We start from the raw sequence: 22,586 nt of genomic DNA, 5'->3' as shown, positions 1-22,586 counted from the left end.
GAAAAGCATCGGGGGGCAACCCCACCCCAAAGGAGGGGGGGGGATCGGCCTTCCCCCGCGATTGCATCAGCTCGACAGGTAAGACGAGCGAGTCAGCCCCAGACGCAAGGCATCGAGGAACTGGGTCTTCTCACGCGCAGTGATCTTGGCGCTGGCGCACTTGTCACGGTAGTGAGTCATCAACTCCTCCGGCGACAGGTGCACATAGCGCAGCATGTCTTCGATGGTGTCATGGGTCTCGATACCGGCGTGGTACACGCTGCCGTTGGGGTTCTGGTAGATGTTCACCGAGTCGGTGTCACCAAACAGGTTGTGCATGTCACCCAGAATTTCCTGGTAAGCACCGACCAGGAAGATCCCCAGCAGGTAGTCTTCGCCTTCGTTGATTCCGTGTACCGGCAGGCTGGTCTCGATGCTCTGCTCGTCGACGTACTGGTTGATCTTGCCATCGGAGTCACAAGTCAGGTCCTGCAGTACCGCACGGCGCATCGGCTCTTCGTCGAGGCGATGCAGCGGCAGGATCGGCAGTACCTGGCCGATCGCCCAGGTGTCGGGCAAGCTCTGGAACACCGAGAAGTTGCAGATGTACTTGTCGGCGAGCTTGTCGTTGAGCTCGTCCAGCACCTGACGGTGCGAGCGCTGACGGGCCTTGAGCGAGTTGTGCAGGCGACGGCACACGGCGAAATAGCACTGTTCGGCCAGGGCTTTTTCGGCCAGGGTGATCTTGCCGTCGGCATACTGCGCAGCCACGTCGCTCATGTAGTGCGTGGCACGCCAGTAGGTCTCGGTGACCATCTCGATATCGGTCGGGCCGAGCAGGTCGGCCAGCCACTGGACGGTCTCCGGCAGGCTTTCCTTGTTGTCGATCACCGGCACTTCGTCGTTGTGCTTCTCGACGTCGGTAACCTGCACCACCAACATGGCGTGGTGCGCGGTCAGCGAGCGGCCGCTCTCGGAGAAGATGTGCGGATGCGGCAGACCCTGGGCATCGCAGAATTCCTTGAGCATGCCGACCACGACACCGGCGTAATCGTCCATGTCATAGTTGATCGAGCTGGCGTTGCGCGAGTGGGTACCGTCGTAGTCGACACCCAGACCGCCACCGACGTCGATATGATCGACCGGCAGGTTCAGGGCGCGCAGCTCGCCGTAGTAACGGATCGCTTCCTTGAAACCATGCTGGTAGTCCGCCAGGTTGGCAATCTGCGAACCCATGTGGAAGTGCAGCAGACGGATGCCCTGATCCAGGCCCGCGTCACGGAAACGCTGGACCACCGAGATCAGCTGTGCGGCCGACAAGCCGAACTTGGATTTTTCGCCACCGGTATCCGCCCACTTGCTCGATGCCAGCGACGACAGGCGCACGCGCAGACCGATCTGCGGCTTGACCTTGAGCTCGGCCGCTTCTTCGATCACCAGGGCCACTTCCGACTCTTTCTCGATGACGATGAAAACGTTGTGGCCAAGCTTCTGGCCCATCAGCGCCAGACGAATGAACTCACGGTCCTTGTAACCGTTGCAGACGATGGTGCCGCCTTTTGGCGCCAGCGCCAGTACCGCCAGCAGCTCAGGCTTGGAACCGGCTTCCAGTCCGATGGACACGTTCTGGGTGGCGATGATGTTTTCCACCACCGCTTCCTGCTGGTTGACCTTGATCGGGTACAGCGCGGTGTACTGGCTCTGGTATTCCAGACGCGCAATGTTGGCGTCAAATGCGCCGGTCAGCTGGCGCACGCGGTCTTGCAGGATGTCCGGAAAACGAACCAGCAGCGGCAGCGACAGGCCGCTCTTGCGCAGCTCGTCGACTTGTTCGAACAGATCGATCGGTGCACTGCCTGGCCCGTTGGGGCGGACTTCGACGCGACCGGCCTCGTTGATTGCGAAGTAACCGGCCCCCCAATGGCGAATCCCGTAAACACTGCGGCTGTCCGCAACTGTCCATTGGCTGCCATCGTCTTTGCGTGTGCGTCGTACGGACATTGAAGTCCCCTATATAGAAAGTCGAATAACACCGGCCAGCAACTGGCGGGCGCAGTGTAAAACCTGGAAATGACGATTTTCCGTGTTCAGGGATAGACCCTTCCTACGGGAACGAGTTTAGAAAGCGAACTGCAAAAAATCGCGATGCGGTCTTCAGCCGCCGGACTTTTTCGCTTTGAAGCCTTGTTTGATCAGCTCCGCCAATAACAGCTCGACATGATCGCCCTGAATTTCGATGACCCCGTCTTTCAACGCGCCGCCGGTTCCGCAGCGACGCTTGAGCGTACTGGCCAGATCCTTGAGCTGTTCCAGGGGCAGCGGTACACCGCTGATGGTCGTCACCGTCTTGCCGCCACGGCCTTTGCTTTCGCGGCGCACGCGAGCAATGCCATCGCCTTCGGGGATGAGCGTCTGTTTGCAGATGCAGGCATCTATGGGTTTGCTGCAGTCCGGACAATGCCGACCTGCATCAGTGGAGAACACCAGGCCACCAAGGGCGGCGAATGATGCGGCTTTTTTGGCCACTTTTGATCCTCGTACGGTGAGGACAAAAACTGGTCGATGCCCCGGGCAGGGTACCGACCGCGAAGCCCCACTCTGGCAGGGGCAGCGCAACTGCCGCACCCAGGGTACGGCAGCCTTAAAAGGCCGCGCAGTGTAACGATAAAATCCGCAGATGCTAAGTACAAAACTGCGCCATTTTGCACGTGATTCGCGACGTCAGGCCCGACGGTCGATATAGCGCTGCAGAGCGGCCAGCGAATCGGGGCAGTAAGGCTGCTGCCGACTGTCGGCCAGGGCCTGTTCAAGCGGCAGGAAGCGAGCCTCGCTGACTTCCTCGGGTTGCAGGCGCAAAGGCCCGTCCCAGACGGCTGAAAACACCGCGCACCAGAGCCGGTTACCCGGCTGGTCGAAGAAAAAGCGCTCATGGGCGGTCAATTCGACACCCGCCACACCCAGCTCTTCCTCCAGTTCGCGGGCGGCTGACTCGGCAAAGCTTTCGTCAGCCTGGACCATGCCACCGGCGGCCACGTCCCAGTATCCCGGATAGATCGCCTTGCTTTCGGTACGCCGGTGCACGCACAGCTCACCGGCCGAGTTGAACAGCAGAATGTAAGTACCGCGCCCGATCAGGCCCTTCTCACGCAATTCGGCGCGAGGCAAGGCCCCCAGGGGTTGATCGTGCTCGTCTACCCAAGCGATCAGCTCGGCATCGGAGGCAGCGCGGTGCGCCGCCTCTTGCTTGGAGATGGCCACCAATCAGCCTTGCGACAGCAGCTGGCGCAGGTCGATCACTGCAGCGTTGGCACGGGAGATGTAGTTGGCCATGACCAGCGAGTGGTTGGCCCACATGCCGAAGCCGCTGCCATTGAGTACCATCGGGCTCCACAGCGGCTCCTGGGAAGCCTCCAGCTCACGGATGATCTGACGCACACTGACGGTGGCGTTCTTCTTCGCCAATACATCGGCGAAGTCCACCTCGATGGCGCGCAGCAGGTGCGACAGCGCCCAGGCCTGACCACGGGCTTCGTAGAAGACGTTGTCGATCTGCAGCCACGGGGTCTCGACTACTTCTTCATCCAGCTGCGGCGCCTGCCCGGCAACCACGGTCTCGGTCTTCAGGCTGCTGTTGAGCTTGACCCGCCCGACGCTGGCCGACAGCCTCTGCGACAGCGAGCCCAGACGGGTGGCAACGTCGCCCAGCCAGTTGTTGAGGTTGTCGGCACGGGTGTAGAACAGCGCGCCTTGCTGATCCGGCGAAGCCAGACGCTTCTGGTAACGGGTCAGGGAGTTGATGCCTTCCTGGAATTCCGATTCGCTCGACGGCAGGATCCAGCTCTTGTTGTCGAAGTTGAAGCGCGGCTCGGCCTTGGCCAGATCCGCGTCTTCAGCCGACTGCGACTGCGAACGGGCGAAGTCCTTGCGCAGCGCCCGGCTCAGGTCGCGGACCTGGACCAGCACGCCATATTCCCAGCTGGGCATGTTGTCCATCCACAAGCCCGGTGGGAAGCGGTCGTTGGAAATGTAGCCGCCCGGCTTGTTCAGCAAGGTGCCGGCCACCGTCTTGAGGGTTTCGACGGTGGTGTAGCCGACGACCATCTGCTGGCCGGTCATCTCGGCGGCAGCCTGGGCATTCTGCTGCACCGGGAACAGGTCGGGCTCGGCGCTCCAGTACCACCCCAGGCCGATGCATACCAGCAGGTACAGGCCAATCAGCGTGCCCAGCGCGCGGCTGAAAAACAGTCCGCCAAAGTAACTGCGAGTGGCGGCACTGCGCGGTTCGACCCGCTCACGCGCCTCGGCTTTGCCTGTACGGTTTTTCCAGTCCAGCATGGCGTTGTCCTTTCTGTCACGTCGGTTCAAGGGGTTCGACCGCAACCCCCGGGCTTCGTGCCAGCGCTGTGCGGTTATTCCGGTCTGCGCCGCCTGCCGGGGTCGGCAAGTATCGCTGCACTATAAATCAAGCGCGCCGGTTCGCATAAGCGACTATCGAGTCAGCAACTGAATAAACAAACCTGTACAGATAATTGATACAAGACACTCGATTGTCCAGAAAGTGGTGCTAGCATAGAGCCATTACTCGAACTGCCTCACCCTTAATAAGTAGTCAGGACATGACCGAGCCAGAAGACCCCAATCGTGAGCGCCTCAAGCAACACTTTGCCCAGCGGGTCATTCACCAGGCTCGGCAGATCCTCGAAATCTGGCAGCGCCTGCAACGCAGCGAGTGGTCGACTGGCGATCTGGGCGAGCTGTGCGAGGCCAACCTGCGCCTGCAGCGTTACGCCGAGCGCTTTGAACAACCCGAGCACAGCCAGCTGGCCGAGGCCATTGGCCAGACCCTGGCCGCCGTCGAGGCCAACAGCGCGCGCCTGAGCAGCACCCTGATCAGCGAACTCAACCGCCTGATGCAGCGCCTGTCGCGTACCGGCCTGCGTCAGGGCGACCTGCTTGAACAGGTACCCTTGCCGCCGTTGCGCAAACCGGTCTACATCATGCTCCAGGACCATGACCGCGCCGAGCGTCTGGCTCAGCAACTGGAGTTCTTCGGCCTTGGTGTACAAGCCTTGTACAGCGCCGATGCGTTCCGCTCCTCGATGAGCGAGCGCCTACCGTCCGTTATTGTCATGGATGTCGATTTCACCGGCAGCGGCGTCGGCCTGCAATTGGCGGCGCAGGCCCAGCAAGGCCTGGAACAACGGGTGCCATTACTGTTCTTCAGCCTGCATGAAACCGACACGCCGACGCGCCTTGCGGCAGTGCGCGCCGGGGGCCAGGAGTTCCTTACCGGCACCCTGGAGGCTTCGAGCCTGCTGGAAAAGGTCGAGTTGCTGACCAGCGTCACCCAGTACGAACCCTTCAAGGTACTGATCATCGACGACTCCCGGGCCCAGGCCATGCACACCGAGCGCCTGCTCAACAGTGCCGGTATCGTCACCCGGGCCCTGACCGACCCGATCCGTACCATGGCCGAGCTGGCAGATTTCCAGCCCGACCTGATCATCCTCGACATGTATATGCCCGATTGCACCGGCACCGAGCTGGCCAAGGTGATCCGTCACAATGACCGTTACGTCAGCGTGCCGATCATCTACCTGTCTGCCGAGGACGACCTGGACAAACAACTCGACGCCATGAGCGAAGGCGGCGACGACTTCCTGACCAAGCCGATCCGTTCGCGCCACCTGATCACCACGGTACGCAACCGTGCCGCCCGCGCCCGCAATCTCAAGGCACGGATGGTGCGCGACAGCCTGACCGGCCTGTACAACCACACCCATATCCTGCAACTGCTCGAAGACTGCAGCTTCCGCGCCCGCCGCGAAGAGCAGCCGCTGAGCTTTGCCATGCTCGACATCGACCACTTCAAGAAGGTCAATGACAGCCATGGCCACCCCATGGGCGACCGAGTGATCAAGAGCCTGGCGTTGTTTCTCAAGCAGCGCCTGCGCAAGACCGACTTCATCGGCCGCTACGGCGGTGAAGAGTTCGCCATTGTCATGCCCAACACCGATCTGAGCGCCGCGCATAAAGTGCTGGATGAAATTCGCCGCCGCTTCGCCGAGATTAATTACCCCGCTCAGCCGAAGGATCTGTTCTGCACCTTCAGTGCCGGTGTGGTGCAATTGAGTGACGAACTTGACGCCCTGAGCATGGCTACCGCCGCCGATGAAGCCCTGTACCAGGCCAAGGGGGCTGGACGCAACCGGGTGCAACGCGTCGGCTAGATAAGGCAAAGTGCCACTTTTTTAGCCTGTATTCCGTTCCCGTCATAACCCGGTCATAAAAACGCAATAACTTCAGGGGCTTACCATTCGGCCGTTGGTAGACCCTGGACATGCGCCTGAAGCTGCTCACCAATTTCAACACCCTGTTACTGGTAACCGTGTGTATCGCCCTGGGCGCCACCCTGTGGTGGTCGCAGCGCGCCCTGGAACGCCCCTATCAAATGATGGAGCGCTACCTGTCGCTGTCGCAGCAGTTCCAGAACCAGGCGGCCCGGAACATTCTCGACTACCTCAATAGCGGCGATGCCTTACGCCACGCCACGGCGGTTCAGGCGACGGCGGCCCTGCAAGAAGAACTGCAGCAACTGCCCGCCGCGCTGGTAGCCCCCCTGCGTCCAAGCCTGGACAGCCTGCAAAGCTTTGCGGGCACCGAATTGCTGGCTGCCGGTAAGTTGGCCGGTGACCCGCAAGCCTTGCTGCTCCAGGCGGAACGCGAGCTGGGCGCCAGCCTTGATCAGCTGGCCGGTTACGCCCAAAGCAGCACCGGCAGCGATGCCGGGCGCTATGCCGCGCCGCTGTTTCGCGCGGCACTGCACCTTTCGCGACTGTCGCTGACCCGCGACAAGCTGGTCAGCAGTGGCCGTAGCGAACTGGCCGATGAGGTGGAACGCGAGCTTGAACAGATCGTCGCCCAGGCCCGGATACTCGATGAACTGCCGCTGCTCGGTGTCAGCGCTGCGCGCGAATCGAATGCCGATGACTTTGCTGCCCTCATGGGCCTGGAAACCCAGAGCACTGGCGAAACCGAAGACAGCGGCGTCGCGCTCAAACGGGAACTGAACAGCCTGCTCAAGCGCTACCCGGGCGAACTGCAGCGTACCCGCGAGCAAATCCAGCGTCGCAGCGAGCTGGCCGAGCGCACCCATCAGCAGATCGACGCCGTACAGCAGGCCATCGCCGCCCTTGAACCGCTGGTGCGTAGCCAGCACGCCACGATCCAGGGCGAAGTACGCCTGATCCAGGGTTTGATGATTGCCCTGATCCTGGTGATCGCTTTGCTTATCGATACCTTGCAGCGGCGCCTGGCACGGGTCCTGACCAACCTGGCCCCGGCGCTTTCGCGCTGGACCGAGGGTGACTTCAGTCAGGCCATCGCCTTGGGCAAAAGCAACCGCGAAATGCACGACATCCAGGAATCCCTCAACCGCCTGCGCCTGTATCTGGTAGAGCTGGTCGGCACTATACGCAGCAATGCCGAACAGGTGGCGGGCAGCAGCCATGCCCTGGCCGGGATGAGCAGCGCCTTGCATGAGGGTGCCGAGCGCCAGGCTGCAGACACCGCGCAAATCCGCGATGCGCTAGGCGAACTGGAGGCGACCATCCTGCAAGTGGCCGGCGATGCCAGCCAGGCCGCCGACGCCAGCCGCGATGCCGGACGTGCCGTGGAGCAAGGCCAGGCGGTCATCGGCCAGAGCCTTACCGGCCTGCGTGCGCTGGTCGATGAAGTACAAGGCAATGCGCAAATGATTGAGCAACTGGCTGAAGAGTCGGCCACCATCGGCGGTGTTCTCACGGTGATCCGCTCGATTGCCGAACAAACCAACCTGTTGGCCCTGAATGCCGCGATTGAAGCCGCACGCGCCGGAGAGATGGGCCGTGGTTTTGCTGTCGTGGCTGAAGAGGTGCGCTCCCTGGCCCAGCGCACTACCGGCGCTACCGGCGAAATCCAGACCTTGATTGCCCGCCTGCAACAGGCCGCCCGCGAGTCGGTGGAGGGCATGCGCGCCCAGCTCGAACATGCCGAAGCTACCGCAGACAAGGCGCAAGCCGCCGACGGTGCGCTGGATGAAATCGTTGCCTCGATCCAGACCATTTCCAGCACTGCAGTACGCATCGCCGACGTCACCGCCCAGCAGAGCGGCGCGGTAAGCGAGATTCGTGATCACAGTGAGCGGATTCATGATCTGGGGGAAGACAACCTTCAGCGCATTGGTGAAGGCCGTGAGCAAGGTGAACAGTTGCTCAGGCTGGGGGGCGAGTTGAATACGGCGGTGCGCACGTTTCGGGTGTAACTGTGGGAGCGGATTCATCCGCGAAGGGCAGGGCCTGCTGCGCAGTCCATCGCGGATGAATCCGCTCCTACAGGGGCCAACTCCAGCACTCTTCCAGCCCACCGACCCCGCCAAAAGTCCGTTATCATGCAGGCACTTCTGTACAGCGAGACCGCCATGCGCCGCCTGCTTTGCCTGATTTTCCTGCTCCTGGCCATGCCCGCCGTCGGTGCCGGCCTGCTCGACAACCGTCCCAGCGCGACCCTCGGCGCTGCTTCGCTGAACAACAGCAGCGACTTCCTGCCGGTGCATGAAGCCTTCAAGCTGAGCGTGGTGCAAAGCGATGCACAGACCATAAAATTGCGCTTCGTCGCCGCCGATGGCTATTACCTGTATCGCCATCGTTTCCAGTTCCGCAGCGAACCGGCCGACATCGCCTTGGGCACTGCGCAGATCCCGCCCGGCGAAGCCAAGCACGACGAGTTCTTCGGTGACGTCGAGGTCTACCACGGCATCCTCGACATCGACATTCCTCGCCCGGCCAACGAACAGCGTGCCTTTACCCTGCTGGTGGGCTACCAGGGTTGCGCCGACAAAGGCCTGTGCTACCCGCCCGAAACCGCACGCCTGAGTATCGAAGGCAGTGCTGTTGCGCCCACCAGCAATGCTGCCGAGACAACTGCAAAGGCGTGGACTTGGAAAGAATTGCTGCTGTTCTTCCTCGCCGGCGTCGGCCTAACCTTCACCCCCTGTGTATTGCCGATGCTGCCAATCCTCTCCGGCGTGGTCCTGCGCGGCCAGGTCGGCGGCTTGCGCGGTTTCAGCCTGTCGCTGGCCTACGTGCTGCCGATGGCCGCCTGCTTCGCCCTGCTCGGAGCGTTGATGGGGCTGTTCGGCGCGGGCATGAACCTGCAGGCGCGCCTGCAGTCCGTCTGGGTGCTGGTACCGTTCTCGCTGTTTTTCGTCTTGTTCGCCCTGGCCATGTTCGGCCTGTTCGAACTGAAGCTGCCACACGCCATCAGCCATCGCCTGGAACGCCTGGTCGGCCAGACCAAGGGCGGCTCGCTGATCGGCGCGGCAGTGCTCGGGGTGTTCTCAAGCTTGCTGGTATCGCCCTGTGTGTCGGCACCACTGGCCGGTGCGCTGCTGTATATAAGTGCCAGTGGCGATGCCCTGGGTGGCGCACTGAAACTGTTCGCCCTGGGTCTGGGTATGGGCGCCCCGCTGTTGCTGGTGGCCACCGGCGGTGCAGCGTGGCTACCGAAAAGCGGCCCATGGCTGGTTACGGTGAAAAATGCCATTGGCGTGCTGTTGCTGGGCCTGGCCATCGGCCTGCTCAGCCGCATCCTGCCCGGCCAGGTCACGCTATTGCTGGTGGGCCTGTTGAGTGCTGGTGTGGCGGTGTTCCTTGGTGCTCTGGAGTTCACCGTGAAAACCACGCTGCAACGCCTGGCGCAATTGCTCGGTCTGTTGTTGCTGGTCTATGCCCTGGCCTGCTGGTATGGCGCCCTGAGCGGCCAGACCGATCCACTGCGCCCGCTGCCTCAAGCCAGCTTCGGCGGCGGCAGTGCTAACACTCAGGTCAGCAGCGAAAGTGACTGGCAGACCGTGACCACCCCTGCCGCCCTCGACAGCGCCCTGGCCCAGGCCAAGGCCGCAGCAAAACCGGTGGTACTGGACTGGTACGCCGACTGGTGCATCAGTTGCAAGGTCATCGAACACGAGGTGCTGACCGCCCCGGCGGTCAAACGCCAGCTTGAGGACTACACGCTGGTCCGCTTCGACATCACCGAAAGCAACGCCGAGCAACGTGCCCTGCTCGATCGCTACCAGCTGTTCGGCCCGCCGGCGCTGTTGTTCTTTGACGCGAACGGCAGCGAAAAAACCAGCGTTCGGGTAGTAGGTGAGACAAACGCCGGCGAATTTGCCGAGCATCTCACGCGCATTCGCGCCGATCTGGGTCTATAACTTCTTCTGGCCGCACAAAAGCCATCAGCAATGACCGAAATTAATAAATTAGTCACATATTTGGCGTGAATCTCGGTCATCGTGCTGGCTATTGTCGGCAACTAGACACTGCCCGCCGGTTTACGGCATAGTCGCCGCGCAACGTTTGTGCCTAACGATAAAAGGAACCACAGATGGCAACGCTACTGGTGCTGCACGGCCCCAACCTGAACCTGCTTGGCACCCGCGAACCGGGCGTTTACGGCGCGATTACCCTGGCTCAGATCAACCAGGACCTGGAGCAGCGCGCTCGCGCCGCCGGCCATCACCTGCAGTACCTGCAAAGCAATGCCGAGTACGAATTGATCGACCGCATCCATGCCGCACGCGGCGAAGGTGTCGACTTCATCCTGATCAATCCGGCGGCTTTCACGCACACAAGTGTCGCATTACGTGACGCATTGCTGGCGGTGAGCATCCCATTCATCGAAGTGCACCTGTCCAACGTGCACAAGCGTGAACCTTTTCGCCATCACTCCTACTTTTCTGATGTCGCTGTAGGAGTGATCTGCGGCCTGGGCGCCAGCGGTTATCGGCTGGCCCTGGAGTCTGCCCTGGAATACCTGGCTGCTAACGCAAAGCCCTGATGACGAGAACCTGGCCTGAATAGGCCGGGGCTCACAAGAAACGTTTGCTAACACGTTTTTATATTTACGCCCCTGACCGAACCTTGGGAGTTGATGATTAATGGATATCCGTAAAGTCAAGAAACTGATCGAACTGCTGGAAGAGTCTGGCATCGACGAGCTGGAGATCAAGGAAGGCGAGGAATCCGTACGGATCAGCCGTCACAGCAAGACCCCGGCCCAGCAGTACTACGCGCCGGCTCCAGTCGCCGCTGCCGCTCCAGTAGCAGCTCCAGTTGCCGCTGCACCGGCCGCCGCCGAAGCGCCAGCCGCGCCAAAACTGAACGGCACCGTTGCCCGTTCGCCAATGGTCGGCACCTTCTACCGCAAAGCCTCGCCTAGCTCGCCAGCCTTCGTTGAAGTCGGCCAGACCGTGAAGAAAGGCGACACCCTGTGCATCGTCGAAGCCATGAAGATGATGAACCACATCGAAGCTGAAACCAGCGGTGTGATCGAGTCCATTCTGGTAGAAGACGGTCAGCCGGTTGAGTTCGACCAGCCGCTGTTCACCATCGTTTGAACCGCGGAGAGCCAACGATGTCTGCGAAGCTGGAAAAAGTCCTGATTGCCAACCGCGGGGAAATTGCCCTGCGGATCCTGCGTGCCTGTAAAGAGCTGGGCATCAAGACCGTCGCCGTACACTCCACGGCTGACCGTGAACTGATGCACCTGGGCCTGGCAGACGAGTCGGTTTGCATTGGCCCGGCTTCGGCCAGCCAGTCCTACCTGCACATCCCGGCGATCATCGCCGCTGCCGAAGTGACCGGCGCTACCGCCATTCACCCAGGCTACGGTTTCCTCGCGGAAAACGCCGACTTCGCCGAGCAGGTCGAGAACTCCGGTTTTGCTTTCATCGGCCCGAAAGCTGACACCATTCGCCTGATGGGCGACAAGGTGTCGGCCAAGGACGCGATGATCAAGACCGGCGTTCCTACCGTGCCGGGTTCCGACGGCCCGCTGCCGGAAGACGAAGAGGAAGCCCTGCGCATTGGCCGTGAAGTCGGCTACCCGGTGATCATCAAGGCCGCAGGTGGCGGTGGTGGTCGCGGCATGCGCGTTGTGCACAAGGAAGAGGACCTGATCGCCTCGGCCAAGCTGACCCGCACCGAAGCCGGTGCCGCGTTCGGCAACCCGATGGTCTACCTCGAGAAGTTCCTGACCAACCCGCGTCACGTGGAAGTTCAGGTACTGTCCGACGGCCAGGGCAACGCCGTGCACCTGGGTGACCGCGACTGCTCGCTGCAGCGCCGCCACCAGAAGGTACTGGAAGAAGCACCGGCCCCAGGCATCGACGAAAAAGCCCGCCAGGAAGTATTCAAGCGCTGTGTCGATGCGTGCATCGAGATCGGCTACCGTGGCGCTGGCACCTTCGAGTTCCTCTACGAAAACGGCGCGTTCTACTTCATCGAAATGAACACCCGTGTTCAGGTGGAGCACCCGGTTTCGGAGATGGTCACCGGTATCGACATCGTCAAGGAGATGCTCAGCATCGCCGCTGGCAACAAGCTGTCGTTCACCCAGGATGACGTAGTGATTCGCGGTCACTCCCTGGAGTGCCGGATCAACGCCGAAGACCCGAAGAAGTTCATCCCGAGCCCAGGCACCGTCAAGCACTTCCACGCTCCGGGCGGCAACGGCGTTCGCGTCGACTCGCACCTGTACAGTGGTTATGCGGTTCCGCCGAACTACGACTCGCTGATCGGCAAGCTGATCACCTACGGCAAAGACCGTGACGAAGCCATGGCACGCATGCGCAATGCCCTGGATGAAATCGTCGTCGACGGTATCAAGACCAACATCCCGCTGCACCGCGACCTGGTGCGTGATGAAGGTTTCTGCAAAGGTGGTGTCAACATTCACTATCTGGAACACAAACTGGCTAACCAGGAGTGATTCAGCAGGTGATGTAAAAAAGACCCCGGCCAGTGGCCGGGGTCTTTTTTTTGGGGAGGCCTGCTCAAACCGGGTTGTTTCCACAAACCCCTCACACTCAAGTAAACTGGCGGGCTTCTCGCAGCCTAGGGCTGCCCCTGTAGATTTTTCCAAAGGTGCCCGCCATGCCTTGGCTGCAAGTACGTCTGGCCATCAGCCCGGAACAAGCCGAAACCTATGAAGATGCCCTGCTTGAAGTAGGTGCGGTTTCGGTCACCTTCATGGACGCCGAAGATCAACCGATCTTCGAACCCGACCTCAACACTACGCCGCTGTGGTCGCACACCCATCTGCTGGCCTTGTTCGAAGCCGATACAGACGCCGCTGCAGTGTTCGCTCACTTGCAGCTGCTGACCGGTGCGGCGCTGCCGGAGCACCAGGCCGAAGTCATCGAAGACCAGGACTGGGAGCGTAGCTGGATGGACAACTTCCAGCCGATGCGTTTCGGTCAGCGCCTGTGGATCGTCCCGAGCTGGCATGCCGCCCCGGAACCAGAAGCAGTGAACCTGCTGCTCGATCCAGGCCTGGCATTCGGTACCGGTACCCACCCGACCACCGCGCTGTGCCTGGAATGGCTGGACGGTCAGGACCTGAAAGACACGCAAGTGCTCGACTTCGGCTGTGGCTCGGGAATTCTGGCGATTGCCGCCCTGCTGCTCGGCGCCCGCGAAGCGGTCGGTACCGATATCGACGTCCAGGCCCTGGAAGCCTCCCGCGACAACGCCGGGCGCAACGGCATCGCCGACGAGAAGTTTGCCCTGTACCTGCCCGAGCACATGCCGGCGATGCAGGCCGATGTGCTGGTCGCCAACATCCTCGCTGGACCGCTGGTTTCGCTGGCGCCACAACTGTCTGGCCTGGTACGCCCAGGTGGCCTGTTGGCACTGTCGGGGATCCTCGCCGAACAGGGCGAAGAAGTCGCAGCGGCCTACGCCAAGGACTTCGAGCTGGATCCGATCAGCGTTCGTGACGGCTGGGTACGCATCAGTGGTCGCCGCCGCTAACTGCGCCTAAAATAATTATCTGTACAACCCGGACCGCCGCATGACCGACAGTTTCGTCACCCAGTGCCCGCATTGCCAGACCAGCTTTCGCGTCAACCACAATCAGTTGAGCGTGGCTCGCGGTGTGGTGCGTTGTGGCGCCTGTCTGCAGGTGTTCAACGCCGCCAAGCAACTGCTGGAACAAAGTGCCGCGCAACAGCCCGTTGTTGAACCCGCGCCCCCCGAGTCAGTGGTACCTGAGCCAACGACCCCGGTCGGTAAGCGCGAGTGGAGCGCCAGCGAGCTGGACCTCGATGAGCTGGACCTGGACCAGGAACTGGCGCGCCTTGAGCAACGTGAAATCCAGCCGACCACCGAGTTCAAGGCCAGTGTCCCGCGTGAAGACAGCCTCAGCGCCCACCGCGACGAGCCGGAAAGCGATGACCAGCACTGGCCTGACAGCCTGTTCAGTACCCCGGCCAGCGAGCGTCAAGCACAGGGCGATACACTCGACGAGCCACAACCACCGCTGATCGAACAGGAGCCCCTGGACCTCGCGCCAGCACCGGGCGAGCGCACGGAGCCGTCGCTGTCACTGACCCCGGATGTACTGGATGATGATCTGGACGACGTGCCGCACCACCCTCACGCGATAGCGCCGGAGGTTGACGAACCCCCTGTAGAGCGTCTGTCGGCGAAAGAGCTGGATGACGACCTGGATGAGCTGCCGAACGATCAGAACGAGCGCCACGAGCCCGGACTTGGCCCAGTTTCCAGCCGCCCCGCGCGCAAAGAGCCGCTGCTCGACCTGGTCGACGACCCACTGCAGCTGGACTGGCAAAAGCCCAAGGCCCACTGGGGCAAACGCCTGCTGTGGATCTTTCTGGTGCTGCTGGCCGCCGCCGCGCTGGCGGGCCAGTACATCTGGTATCACTTTGACGAACTGGCCCGCCAGGACCAGTACCGCCCCTGGTTCCAGCAGATCTGCCCGCAGGTAGGCTGCACCGTACCGTCGCGCGTCGATATCGCCCGGATCAAGAGCAGCAATCTGGTGGTACGCAGCCACCCGGACTTCAACGGCGCGCTGATCGTCGATGCGATCATCTACAACCGCGCACCGTTCACCCAGCCGTTCCCGCTGCTGGAGCTGCGCTTTGCCGACCTCAACGGCCAGCTGATCGCCAGCCGCCGTTTCAAGCCTGCCGAGTATCTGAGCGGTGAACTGGCCGGCAAGGGCGAAATGCCCAGCCAGGTGCCGATCCACATCGCCCTGGATATCCTCGATCCAGGACCCAAAGCGGTTAATTACAGCCTGAGCTTCCGCTCCCCCGAATAGCGCCCGACCTGTATGCCCGGCACTCCAAACTGTCGGGCATAACGCCGCAGCTGTTCAGATTTTATCCAAATCGATCTTTATCCGGTCACCGAGAGCGGGTATCATGCCCACCCTTTTTCGAACTCTAATGATCCGGCCCCACAACAGGGAACTCCTATGTCGGCGGTACGCATCGGCCCATACACACTGCAGAACAACCTGATCCTCGCGCCGATGGCCGGGGTCACGGACCAACCATTTCGTCAGCTATGCCGACGAATGGGTGCAGGCCTGGTGGTGTCGGAGATGGTCAGTAGTGACATGAGCCTGTGGAACAGCCGCAAGTCGCGCCTGCGCATGATTCACGAAGGTGATCCCGAGCCGCGCTCGGTACAGATCGCCGGTGGTGACGCGCAGATGCTCGCCGCTGCGGCCCGGGCCAATGTCGAGGCTGGCGCGCAGATCATCGACATCAACATGGGCTGTCCGGCAAAAAAAGTCTGCAACAAGGCTGCAGGCTCTGCTTTATTGAAAGATGAAGCCTTGGTCAGTGAGATCGTCCACGCGGTGGTTGCCGCCGTGGATGTACCGGTCACGCTGAAAATCCGCACGGGTTGGGACCGGGCGAACAAAAACGGCCTGACCGTGGCAAAGATTGCCGAACAGGCTGGCATCCAGGCGCTGGCGGTACATGGCCGCACCCGTGCCGACCTTTACACCGGCGACGCCGAGTACGACACCATCGCGGCAATCAAGCAGGCGGTGTCGATCCCGGTATTTGCCAATGGCGATATCACTTCGCCAGAAAAGGCTCGGGCCGTGCTTCAAGCGACCGGAGCCGACGGTCTGTTGATTGGCCGGGCTGCCCAGGGGCGGCCATGGATCTTTCGCGAGATCGAGCATTACCTGCGCACCGGCGAGCAATTGCCGGCGCCACAACTGGAAGAAGTGGAACGCATTCTGCTGGAGCACCTGGCCGCGCTACACGCCTTTTATGGCGATGTGATGGGCGTACGCATCGCCCGTAAGCATGTCGGCTGGTACCTGGCAACGCTTCCGGGCGCCAGGGAATTTCGCGCCCAGTTCAATCGTTTGGAAGATACGCAAGCGCAGTGCGCCGACGTTCGTGGCTTTTTCCGCGAGCGTGAACAGAGCCTTGAGACAGAGGACGGACAAGGGGTGGCCGCATGACGATGATGACCGAGACTTTAGTGAGTGGAACAACGCCCGTGAGCGACAACGTCAACTTGAAACAGCACCTGAATACACCGAGCGAAGAGGGCCAGACCCTTCGCGGCAGTGTGGAAAAGGCGCTGCACAACTATTTCGCCCATCTCGAGGGCGCGGCCGTCACGGACGTGTACAACCTGGTGCTCTCGGAAGTCGAAGCGCCGTTGCTCGAAAGCGTGATGAACTACGTCAAGGGCAACCAGACCAAGGCCAGCGAGCTGCTCGGACTCAACCGCGGCACCTTGCGAAAAAAGCTTAAGCAGTACGATTTGTTGTAAGCAAGCATCCAAACCAGAAAAGGCGGCTCCCATTCGATGAGGTCGCCTTTTTTGCTGACTCCACCGCGTTATGGAATCTGAAATGACCGACCAGACTACCCGCCTGCCGATCCGCCGCGCCTTGATCAGTGTCTCCGACAAGACCGGGATCCTTGAATTTGCCCGTGAGCTGGAACAGCTCGGCGTCGAGATCCTGTCCACCGGCGGCACCTTCAAGCTGCTCCAGGACAACGGCGTTGCCGCGGTGGAAGTTGCCGATTACACCGGCTTTGCCGAAATGATGGACGGCCGGGTCAAGACCCTGCACCCGAAAATCCACGGTGGCATCCTCGGCCGCCGCGGCACCGACGACGCCATCATGGCCGAACACGGAATCAAGCCGATCGACCTGGTTGCGGTCAACCTCTACCCGTTCGAAGCCACCATCTCCAAACCGGGCTGTGACCTGCCGACCGCCATCGAGAACATCGACATCGGCGGCCCGACCATGGTCCGTTCGGCAGCCAAGAACCACAAAGACGTCGCTATCGTGGTCAACGCCAGCGACTACGGTCAGGTTCTGGAAAGCCTCAAGGCCGGCGGCCTGACCTACGCCCAGCGTTTCGACCTGATGCTCAAGGCGTTCGAACACACTGCCGCCTACGACGGCATGATCGCCAACTACATGGGCACCGTTAACCAGGCAGCCGAAACCCTGAGCACCGAAGGTCGCAGCGAATTCCCGCGCACCTTCAACAGCCAGTTCGTCAAAGCCCAGGAAATGCGCTACGGCGAGAACCCGCACCAGAGCGCGGCGTTCTATGTCGAGTCCAAGCCTGCTGAAGCCGGCATTGCCACCGCCGTCCAGTTGCAGGGCAAAGAACTGTCGTACAACAACGTGGCTGATACCGACGCCGCGCTGGAATGCGTGAAGAGCTTCGTCAAACCTGCCTGTGTCATCGTCAAGCACGCCAACCCGTGCGGCGTGGCGGTGAGCCCGGATGCCGAAGGCGGTATCCGCCAGGCTTATGAACTGGCCTACGCAACCGATACAGAATCCGCTTTTGGCGGCATCATCGCCTTCAACCGCGAGCTGGATGCCGAAACCGCCAAGGCTATCGTCGAGCGTCAGTTCGTCGAAGTCATCATTGCCCCGAGCGTCAGCGATGAAGCGCGTGCCGTGGTTGCCGCCAAGGCCAACGTTCGCCTGCTGGCCTGCGGCCAGTGGTCGGCCGAGCGTGCCGCTGCCTGGGACTACAAGCGCGTTACTGGCGGCTTGCTGGTACAGAGCCGCGACATCGGCATGATCACTGCTGCGGACCTGAAAGTAGTGACCAAGCGTGCACCGACCCAGCAGGAGATCGACGACCTGATCTTCGCCTGGAAAGTAGCCAAGTACGTCAAATCCAACGCTATCGTCTACGCCAAGGGCCGTCAGACCATCGGTGTTGGCGCTGGCCAGATGAGCCGTGTGAACTCCGCACGCATTGCTGCAATCAAGGCAGAGCACGCTGGCCTGCAGGTGCAAGGTGCGGTCATGGCATCGGATGCGTTCTTCCCGTTCCGTGACGGTATCGATAACGCGGCTAAAGTGGGTATCACTGCGGTGATCCAGCCAGGTGGTTCGATGCGTGATGCTGAAGTCATTGCTGCTGCCGACGAAGCTGGCATCGCTATGGTCTTCACCGGTATGCGCCACTTCCGCCACTAATCGCCATCGAGGTTTTGACATGAAAGTTTTGATTATCGGTAGCGGCGGTCGTGAACACGCCCTGGCCTGGAAAGTCGCTCAGGACCCACGGGTCGAGAAAGTTTTTGTTGCCCCGGGTAACGCTGGCACCGCCATTGAAGCCAAGTGCGAGAACGTCGACATCGACGTCACCGCCCTGGAACAACTGGCCGATTTCGCCGAGAAAAACGTTGCCCTGACCATTGTCGGCCCTGAAGTCCCGCTGGTTGCCGGTGTTGTCGATCTGTTCCGCAGCCGCGGCCTGGACTGCTTCGGTCCAACCAAGGGTGCAGCCCAGCTGGAAGGCTCCAAAGCCTTCACCAAGGACTTCCTGGCTCGCCACAAGATCCCTACCGCTGACTACCAGAACTTCACCGAGATCGAGCCGGCCCTGGCCTACCTGCGCGAAAAAGGCGCACCGATCGTGATCAAGGCCGACGGCCTGGCCGCCGGTAAAGGCGTGATCGTCGCCATGACCCTGGCTGAAGCCGAAGAGGCCGTACGCGACATGCTCGCAGGCAACGCCTTCGGTGACGCCGGTTCACGCGTGGTCATCGAAGAGTTCCTCGATGGCGAAGAAGCCAGCTTCATCGTTATGGTTGATGGCAAGAATGTGCTGCCAATGGCCACCAGCCAGGACCACAAACGTGTAGGCGACGGCGATACCGGCCCGAACACCGGTGGCATGGGCGCTTACTCGCCTGCCCCGGTGGTCACCGCCGAAGTGCACCAGCGCGTAATGGACCTGGTGATCTGGCCGACCGTGCGCGGCATGGCTGAAGAAGGTAACGTCTACACCGGTTTCCTCTATGCCGGTCTGATGATCGACAAGGCTGGTAACCCTAAGGTCATCGAGTTCAACTGCCGCTTCGGCGATCCGGAAACCCAGCCGGTCATGCTGCGCCTGCAATCGAGCCTGGTGCTGCTGATCGAAGCCGCCTTCGCCGAAGCCCTGGACAAGGTTGAAGCGCAATGGGACCCGCGTCCAAGCCTGGGCGTGGTCCTGGCTGCCGGCGGCTACCCTGGCGACTACAGCAAGGGTGCAGCGATCAACGGCCTGGACGCTGCCGCTCAGCTGACCGGCAAGGTGTTCCATGCCGGTACCGCCCTGAAGGACGGCCAGGTGGTTGCCACCGGTGGCCGCGTACTCTGCGCCACCGCCCTGGGCGAAACTGTCGAAGCAGCCCAACAGCAGGCTTATCGTCTGGCGGGCGAAGTAAACTGGGAAGGCAGCTTCTACCGCAAGGACATCGGCTACCGCGCCATTGCCCGCGAACGCGGTGAACACCAGCAGTAACAAAGCGCCTGGAAGCAGCAACGCCGTCGGTGTTCTGCTTCCAGCCTGTCGACAGGGCCCTTCATGGGCCTTGCCTTCACCTTGGCGCGCCGCGCATAGTTATCATTCGGCACTTTGCTAAGAAGGGATCTCGTCGTGCGTTGGCTCAGGATCGCCATAGGCCTCACCGTCAGCCTGCTGACTCTACTCTGCCTGTTCCCGGCTTCAGCCGAACAAAGCAGTGGCTGGGCGGTTTTGCTCGACGAACAGGCCAACCTTCAGCTCAGTGATGTGCGTTCCGAACGCTATCGCACCCAATTCAGCCCGCTGCAGCTGAACCAGCTTGATGCCGCAACGCCCAACGAGGCGCTGTGGTTGCACTACCGCCTGGAACCCGGAGAGCACGAACAGCTGCTGCGGGTCTTCGCTCCGGATCTCTCTCGCCTTGATCTCTTCGCCCTCGATGGCGACCATCTGATCAAGCACATCCATAACGGTCGTCCGTCCGAAAGCGGCGAAACGAGCGTACGCAGCAGTGATCACCAACTGCCCTTGCCCAGCAGTGCGCGCACGCTGGATATCTACCTGCGGTTGGTTTCCGAGCATCAACTGCGCCCCAGCATCAGCCTCGAGCCTGCCACGCTGGTCGCCGCCGACCAGCGCCAGACTCTGCTGTTCGGCCTGCTGTTTGGCTGTCTGCTGATGCTCATGCTGCACAACCTCATCCGCTTTGCCTACTCGCGCTCCACCACCAGCCTGAGCCTGGCGGCCTATCACGGCCTGATGTTGCTCAGCGCGCTGATCCTGCTCAACCTCAGCGGCCCCTGGTGGAGCCTCTGGCACTCGGCCCAGACCCCGGCGGCGTACCTCACAGCCTTGCTCGCAAGCCTCGCCGGCCTGACCTTTACCTTGCGCTTCTTCGGCCCCCGCGAGCAGCCACGGCTGAACCGTCTGTTGCAGGGAGAGATGATCCTGATCGGGCTCTGCGGCCTGTTGCTGTTGTTCGTCGATACCCTGCCGCTCAACCTGATGACTTACGTGCTGTTCGCGCTGGGTAGCGTGAGCATGCTGCTGATTGCCAGTTACCACTGGTACAAGGGCTATGAGCCTGCGCGCCTGTTCGCGATATCAATGCTGCTGTTCAACGTCGGCTGCCTGGTGGTCCTTCCCGCGCTGCTCGGGCTGACCCGCACACCAACGCAATGGCTGCTGTTCACCCTCCTGGGGCTGACCAGCCTGAGCGGCCTGCTGCTCAACCTGTCGGTCAGCGAGCGTTTGCGGCGGATCAGTGAAGAGCGCTTCAGTGCCAGTCGCGAGTTGGCGGCCAGCAACGCCGAGATCAATGCCAAGGCCGAGTTCCTGGCCAAGATCAGCCATGAGATCCGCACGCCAATGAACGGCGTGCTGGGCATGACCGAACTGCTGTTGGGCACCCCGCTGTCGGTCAAGCAGCGCGATTACGTGCAGACTATCCACAGCGCAGGCAATGAACTGCTCACCCTGATCAACGAAATTCTCGATATTTCCAAGCTCGAGTCCGGCCAGATCGAGCTGGATGACGTGCAGTTCGATCTCAACGCGCTGATCGAGGATTGCCTGAGTATTTTCCGCGCCAAGGCCGAGCAACAGAACATCGAGTTGATCAGTTTCACCCAGCCGCAGGTGCCACGGGTAATCAGCGGCGATCCGACACGCCTGCGCCAGGCGCTGCTGAGCCTACTGGAAAACGCCCTGAAAAAAACCGAGCAGGGAGAGATTCTCCTGGTCGTGGCGCTCGACCAAAGAGGCGACTTGCCACGCCTGCGCATCGCTGTGCAGGACAGCGGCGAGGCCATGCCCCCTGGCGAGCGCGAAGCGCTGCTGCAGGCCGAGCTGCATAGCAAACACTTCCTTTCCAGCAACAAGCTGGGCGGGCACCTGGGCCTGGTCATTGCCAAGCAGCTGATCACCCTGATGCAAGGTGAGTTCGGCATCAAGACCAGCCACGGCATGGGCAACACCCTGTGGCTGACCCTGCCGCTGGACCCCCAGCGTCTCGAACAGCCTGCCACCGACCTCGACGGTCCGCTGCGCGGCGCCCGGGTACTGGTGGTGGACGACAACGATACCTGCCGCAAGGTGCTGGTGCAGCAGTGCAGCGCCTGGGGCATGAATGTCAGCGCCGTGCCGTCTGGCAAAGAAGCCCTGGCCTTGCTGCGCACCAAAGCGCACCTGCGTGACTATTTCGATGCGGTCCTGCTCGATCAGAACATGCCAGGCATGACCGGCATGCAGCTGGCAGCCAAGATCAAGGAAGACCCGAGCCTTAACCACGACATTCTGCTGATCATGCTCACCGGTATCAGCAATGCGCCGAGCAAAGTCATCGCGCGCAATGCCGGGGTCAAGCGGATCCTGGCCAAGCCGGTGGCCGGTTACACCCTCAAGACCACCCTGGCTGAAGAGCTGGCCCAACGCAGCAAGGACCAGCCGATCTTCCCGACACCGGCCAGCCTGGGCACACCGCTGCACCTGCCCAGCGATTTCCGCATTCTGGTGGCGGAAGACAACAACATCTCGACCAAAGTTATCCGCGGCATGCTTGGCAAGCTTAACCTGGAGCCGGATACCGCCAGCAACGGCGAAGAGGCCCTGCAGGCAATGAAAGCCCAGCGCTACGACCTGGTATTAATGGACTGCGAAATGCCGGTGCTCGACGGCTTCTCTGCCACTCAGCAACTGCGCATCTGGGAAATCAGCAACCAGCGCAGGCGTACGCCGGTGGTGGCCCTGACCGCGCATATTCTGGCGGAGCACAAAGAGCGCGCGCGCCTGGCCGGTATGGATGGCCACATGGCCAAGCCGGTGGAGTTGTCTCAACTGCGCGACCTGATCGAACACTGGGTGGCACACCGTGAGGCCGAGGCCAATGAGGTGCCCGCCTCGTAAGCGCCGCAGGCCCTGATACACTTCCCTGACGTCCCTTCTGCCG

General features: G+C 61.5%; 17 protein-coding genes. 13 read left to right on the top strand and 4 right to left on the bottom strand.

From position 1 onward, the window contains the following. Positions 1-66: 66 nt before the first annotated feature. From speA to ACO6VD_RS17325, 4 genes are all read right to left on the bottom strand, one after another. Positions 67-1,980 (bottom strand): arginine decarboxylase, encoded by a 1,914-nt coding sequence (speA, locus tag ACO6VD_RS17340; RefSeq protein WP_422420831.1) that lies wholly within the window; start codon positions 1,978-1,980, stop codon positions 67-69. A 153-nt stretch (positions 1,981-2,133) separates the two neighbouring features. Next, a complete protein-coding gene (locus tag ACO6VD_RS17335) occupies positions 2,134-2,505 on the bottom strand; it encodes a translation initiation factor Sui1 (RefSeq protein WP_010221702.1) in 372 nt (123 codons plus the stop codon). A 195-nt stretch (positions 2,506-2,700) separates the two neighbouring features. Continuing rightward, positions 2,701-3,237 carry an NUDIX hydrolase gene (locus tag ACO6VD_RS17330; RefSeq protein WP_400172389.1) on the bottom strand — a complete coding sequence of 179 codons (537 nt, stop codon included), beginning with the start codon at positions 3,235-3,237 and terminating at the stop codon, positions 2,701-2,703. A gap of 3 nt (positions 3,238-3,240) precedes the next feature. Then, on the bottom strand, positions 3,241-4,314 hold the full coding sequence (locus ACO6VD_RS17325) for a DUF2333 family protein (protein WP_400172390.1): 1,074 nt from the start codon (positions 4,312-4,314) through the stop codon (positions 3,241-3,243). Between the two features lie 281 nt (positions 4,315-4,595). Here ACO6VD_RS17325 and ACO6VD_RS17320 point away from each other — a divergent pair, with 281 nt between their 5' ends. The 13 genes from ACO6VD_RS17320 (at position 4,596) to ACO6VD_RS17260 (ending at position 22,543) form a co-directional block, all read left to right on the top strand. Continuing rightward, on the top strand, positions 4,596-6,209 hold the full coding sequence (locus ACO6VD_RS17320) for a diguanylate cyclase (RefSeq protein ID WP_422420829.1): 1,614 nt from the start codon (positions 4,596-4,598) through the stop codon (positions 6,207-6,209). A 110-nt stretch (positions 6,210-6,319) separates the two neighbouring features. Further along, the gene (locus ACO6VD_RS17315) at positions 6,320-8,281 is read left to right on the top strand and encodes a methyl-accepting chemotaxis protein (RefSeq protein ID WP_422420828.1); all 1,962 of its coding nucleotides are present in this window, start codon (positions 6,320-6,322) and stop codon (positions 8,279-8,281) included. Positions 8,282-8,437: 156 nt separating this feature from the next. Continuing rightward, positions 8,438-10,228: a protein-disulfide reductase DsbD gene (locus tag ACO6VD_RS17310; protein ID WP_422420834.1), complete on the top strand. Its 1,791-nt coding sequence runs from the start codon at positions 8,438-8,440 to the stop codon at positions 10,226-10,228. Between the two features lie 173 nt (positions 10,229-10,401). Beyond that, the gene (gene aroQ / locus ACO6VD_RS17305) at positions 10,402-10,854 is read left to right on the top strand and encodes a type II 3-dehydroquinate dehydratase (protein ID WP_400172392.1); all 453 of its coding nucleotides are present in this window, start codon (positions 10,402-10,404) and stop codon (positions 10,852-10,854) included. A 100-nt stretch (positions 10,855-10,954) separates the two neighbouring features. Beyond that, positions 10,955-11,413: an acetyl-CoA carboxylase biotin carboxyl carrier protein gene (accB, locus tag ACO6VD_RS17300; protein WP_400172393.1), complete on the top strand. Its 459-nt coding sequence runs from the start codon at positions 10,955-10,957 to the stop codon at positions 11,411-11,413. A 17-nt stretch (positions 11,414-11,430) separates the two neighbouring features. After that, positions 11,431-12,786 (top strand): acetyl-CoA carboxylase biotin carboxylase subunit, encoded by a 1,356-nt coding sequence (gene accC, locus ACO6VD_RS17295; RefSeq protein WP_400172394.1) that lies wholly within the window; start codon positions 11,431-11,433, stop codon positions 12,784-12,786. A 164-nt stretch (positions 12,787-12,950) separates the two neighbouring features. Further along, on the top strand, positions 12,951-13,829 hold the full coding sequence (prmA, locus tag ACO6VD_RS17290; protein ID WP_422420825.1) for a 50S ribosomal protein L11 methyltransferase: 879 nt from the start codon (positions 12,951-12,953) through the stop codon (positions 13,827-13,829). Positions 13,830-13,869: 40 nt separating this feature from the next. After that, the gene (locus ACO6VD_RS17285) at positions 13,870-15,144 is read left to right on the top strand and encodes a DUF3426 domain-containing protein (RefSeq protein WP_422420823.1); all 1,275 of its coding nucleotides are present in this window, start codon (positions 13,870-13,872) and stop codon (positions 15,142-15,144) included. 156 nt (positions 15,145-15,300) lie between these two features. After that, on the top strand, positions 15,301-16,314 hold the full coding sequence (dusB, locus tag ACO6VD_RS17280) for a tRNA dihydrouridine synthase DusB (protein ID WP_400172397.1): 1,014 nt from the start codon (positions 15,301-15,303) through the stop codon (positions 16,312-16,314). After that, on the top strand, positions 16,311-16,631 hold the full coding sequence (fis, locus tag ACO6VD_RS17275; RefSeq protein ID WP_003186237.1) for a DNA-binding transcriptional regulator Fis: 321 nt from the start codon (positions 16,311-16,313) through the stop codon (positions 16,629-16,631). Before dusB ends, fis begins: the two co-directional genes overlap by 4 nt. Before the next feature lie 82 nt (positions 16,632-16,713). After that, entirely contained in the window at positions 16,714-18,321 is a 1,608-nt protein-coding gene (gene purH / locus ACO6VD_RS17270) for a bifunctional phosphoribosylaminoimidazolecarboxamide formyltransferase/IMP cyclohydrolase (RefSeq protein ID WP_422420821.1), read from the top strand. A 19-nt stretch (positions 18,322-18,340) separates the two neighbouring features. Continuing rightward, on the top strand, positions 18,341-19,636 hold the full coding sequence (purD, locus tag ACO6VD_RS17265; protein WP_422420819.1) for a phosphoribosylamine--glycine ligase: 1,296 nt from the start codon (positions 18,341-18,343) through the stop codon (positions 19,634-19,636). A gap of 135 nt (positions 19,637-19,771) precedes the next feature. Continuing rightward, the gene (locus tag ACO6VD_RS17260) at positions 19,772-22,543 is read left to right on the top strand and encodes a response regulator (protein WP_422420817.1); all 2,772 of its coding nucleotides are present in this window, start codon (positions 19,772-19,774) and stop codon (positions 22,541-22,543) included. The last annotated feature ends 43 nt before the right edge of the window (positions 22,544-22,586 follow it).

The organism is Pseudomonas sp. GZD-222 (assembly GCF_049310525.1).
Classification (GTDB): domain Bacteria; phylum Pseudomonadota; class Gammaproteobacteria; order Pseudomonadales; family Pseudomonadaceae; genus Aquipseudomonas.
The sequence above is the reverse complement of the archived record's forward strand: the minus strand, read 5'-3'. Positions and strand labels throughout refer to the sequence as shown.

Bases quoted from the DNA above. Each gene is read 5' to 3' on its own strand.
- dusB (WP_400172397.1), top strand. From the start codon at position 15,301: ATGTCGGCGGTACGCATCGGCCCATACACACTGCAGAACAACCTGATC.
- purD (WP_422420819.1), top strand. From the start codon at position 18,341: ATGAAAGTTTTGATTATCGGTAGCGGCGGTCGTGAACACGCCCTGGCC.
- fis (WP_003186237.1), top strand. From the start codon at position 16,311: ATGACGATGATGACCGAGACTTTAGTGAGTGGAACAACGCCCGTGAGC.
- ACO6VD_RS17325 (WP_400172390.1), bottom strand. From the start codon at position 4,314: ATGCTGGACTGGAAAAACCGTACAGGCAAAGCCGAGGCGCGTGAGCGG.
- ACO6VD_RS17320 (WP_422420829.1), top strand. From the start codon at position 4,596: ATGACCGAGCCAGAAGACCCCAATCGTGAGCGCCTCAAGCAACACTTT.
- ACO6VD_RS17315 (WP_422420828.1), top strand. From the start codon at position 6,320: ATGCGCCTGAAGCTGCTCACCAATTTCAACACCCTGTTACTGGTAACC.
- ACO6VD_RS17285 (WP_422420823.1), top strand. From the start codon at position 13,870: ATGACCGACAGTTTCGTCACCCAGTGCCCGCATTGCCAGACCAGCTTT.
- speA (WP_422420831.1), bottom strand. From the start codon at position 1,980: ATGTCCGTACGACGCACACGCAAAGACGATGGCAGCCAATGGACAGTT.
- accB (WP_400172393.1), top strand. From the start codon at position 10,955: ATGGATATCCGTAAAGTCAAGAAACTGATCGAACTGCTGGAAGAGTCT.
- accC (WP_400172394.1), top strand. From the start codon at position 11,431: ATGTCTGCGAAGCTGGAAAAAGTCCTGATTGCCAACCGCGGGGAAATT.
- ACO6VD_RS17310 (WP_422420834.1), top strand. From the start codon at position 8,438: ATGCGCCGCCTGCTTTGCCTGATTTTCCTGCTCCTGGCCATGCCCGCC.
- aroQ (WP_400172392.1), top strand. From the start codon at position 10,402: ATGGCAACGCTACTGGTGCTGCACGGCCCCAACCTGAACCTGCTTGGC.
- purH (WP_422420821.1), top strand. From the start codon at position 16,714: ATGACCGACCAGACTACCCGCCTGCCGATCCGCCGCGCCTTGATCAGT.
- prmA (WP_422420825.1), top strand. From the start codon at position 12,951: ATGCCTTGGCTGCAAGTACGTCTGGCCATCAGCCCGGAACAAGCCGAA.